This is a genomic window from Phenylobacterium sp., assembly GCF_036402295.1.
GTDB lineage: Bacteria > Pseudomonadota > Alphaproteobacteria > Caulobacterales > Caulobacteraceae > Phenylobacterium.
The window spans coordinates 1-2,436 of record NZ_DASWTE010000433.1 but is presented as its reverse complement, the minus strand read 5'-3'; the positions used below and the strand labels follow the sequence as shown (position 1 = coordinate 2,436).

General features: G+C 72.2%; 2 protein-coding genes. Both read left to right on the top strand.

The features are described from left to right. Positions 1–49 precede the first annotated feature (49 nt). The gene (locus VGD44_RS24810; protein ID WP_331091162.1) at positions 50–1,081 is read left to right on the top strand and encodes a CmpA/NrtA family ABC transporter substrate-binding protein; all 1,032 of its coding nucleotides are present in this window, start codon (positions 50–52) and stop codon (positions 1,079–1,081) included. Positions 1,082–1,296: 215 nt separating this feature from the next. Continuing rightward, on the top strand, positions 1,297–2,436 hold a 1,140-nt coding region (locus VGD44_RS24805; RefSeq protein ID WP_331091160.1), incomplete at its 3' end, for a nitrate/nitrite transporter.

Sequence of the window (2,436 nt, the reverse complement as noted above, 5' to 3'; positions counted from 1 at the left end):
TGGCCGCCGACCTGCTGGCCTTCGCAGGCGTGCTGAAGGGGAACGGCTCATGAGCGCGCCGCTGAAGATCGGCTTCATCGCCCTGAACGACGCCGCGGTGCTGATCGCCGCCCACGCCCGCGGCCTGTTCGCCGCCGAGGGTCTGGAGGTGGAGCTGGTGCGCGAGGTGTCGTGGGCGACCATCCGCGACAAGGTCAACGTGGGCGCGCTGGACGGGGCGCACATGCTGGCGCCGCTGGCGCTGGCCACAAGCGTGGGGGCGGCCGGGGCGCAGCCCGCGCCGCTGGTCGCGCCGTTCGCCCTGGCGCTGAACGGGCCGGCGATCACGCTGTCGTCGCGGCTGGCGCTGGGACCGGGCAAGGACGCCGCCGCCCTGGCGCGCCTGGTCGCCCGGCGGCAGGACGAGGGGGCTTCGCCCATCACGCTGGCGGTCGTGTTCCCGTTCTCGACGCACGCCTACCTGCTGCGCGACTGGCTGGCCCGCTCGGGGGTCGATCCCGAGCGCGACATCCGCCTGACCATCGCGCCGCCCGCGCGGATGACCGAGCTCCTGGTCGAGGGCGTGGTCGAGGGCTTCTGCGTCACCGAGCCGTGGGACAGCGCCGCGGTGGCCGCGGGCGCCGGGCGGATCGCGGTGCGCGGGTCCGAGATCTGGCCGCGGACGCCGGACAAGGTGGTGGGCTTCCGCGAGGCCTGGGCGGCCGAGCACCCGCAGGCGCTGCAGGCCCTGGTGCGGGCGATGATCAGGGCGGCGGCCTGGGTGGACGATCCGGCCAACCGCGCCGAGCTCGTCGCCCTGCTCAGCCAGCCGCAGCACGTGGGCGCGCCGGCGCCGGTGATCGACGCCTCGCTGGTGGACATGGTCTTCCACGCCGACGGGGCCAACGCCCCGCAGCCGCTGCACGCCGAGTGGCTGCTACGCCAGATGCAGCGCTGGGGTCATGTGGGCCGCGAGCTGGACGTGGCGGGCGTGGCCAGGCGCGTCTACCGCAGCGATCTCTATAGCGAGGCGCTCGCTGCGCTGGGGCGCACGCCCACGCCCGCGTTGGAGGTGCTGAATGGGTTCGAGGCGCCGAAATAGCAGGCATCGCCCTGCACAGCGGCGCCTGTTTTTTGCACTGCAGCATAAGCAGGGGCAGCTGCCGGCCTTTCCGCCCATGACAGGCGTCGCGGTCCCGGCCATGTTCGACTCACGGCCCAGGACAACGGCGTTCGCGGCTTCCGGACCGGCTCGAGGACGAGCCCTCCACCCCTTGGCGACGCCGCCGTCACTCCAGCATGTCGGGCCTTCTCCCAATGGTCAGCCGTTCGTTCCTGAAGTCCGGGCACACGCCCACGCTTCTGTCCTCGTTCCTCTACTTCGACCTCAGCTTCATGACCTGGGTGATCCTCGGGCCGCTGGGCGTCGCCATCGCCAAGGACTTTGGCCTGACGCCCGCGCAGAAGGGCTTCATGGTCGCCGTGCCGGTGCTGTCGGGCGCGATCCTGCGGCTGGGCGCGGGCCTGATGGTCGACCACATCGGGCCGAAGAAGACCGGGCTGATCGGACAACTGATCGTGCTCGCCGGCCTGGCGGCCGCCTGGATGCTGGGCGTGAACAGCTACGACCAGGTGCTGGCGCTGGGCGTGGTGCTGGGCGTCGCGGGCGCCTCGTTCGCCGTGGCGCTGCCGCTGGCCTCGCGCTGGTATCCGCCGGAGCACCAGGGCCTGGCGCTCGGCATCGCCGGCGCCGGCAATTCGGGCACGGCGCTGGCGGCGCTGTTCGCGCCGGGCCTCGCGCAGATCTTCGGCTGGCAGAACGTCATCGGCCTGGCCGCCCTGCCGCTGGCCGTCGCCTTCGTGGTCTATCTGGTCTTCGCCAAGGACGCCCCGAACCAGCCGCCGCCGAAGAAGCTGTCGGAATACGCCAGCGTGCTGGCGACCCGCGACGCCTGGTGGCTGATGGGGCTCTATGCGGTGACCTTCGGCGGCTTCGTGGGCCTGTCGTCGTCGCTCACGATCTACTTCAACGCCGAGTACGGCATGCCGGCCGTGACGGCGGGCTTCTTCACCGCGGCCTGCGTCTTCGCGGGCTCGTTCATCCGGCCGGTGGGCGGCGCCGTCGCCGACCGGGTCGGCGGCGTGCGCACGCTGTCGGTGGTCTACGTCCTGGCCGGCCTCGGCATCGCGCTGGCCAGCTTCCACTACGCCAACGCCTGGGTGGCGCTGGGCCTGATGATGTTCACGATGATGGCGCTGGGCGCCGGCAACGGGGCGGTGTTCCAGCTCGCGCCGCAGCGCTTCGGCAAGGAGATCGGCGTCGTCACCGGCCTGGTGGGCATGACCGGCGGGATCGGGGGCTTCTACCTGGCGTCCAGCATGGGCTGGGCCAAGCAGGTCACCGGTTCGTACCAGGCCGGGCTGCTGGCCTTCGCCGGCCTGGCGCTGCTGGCCCTG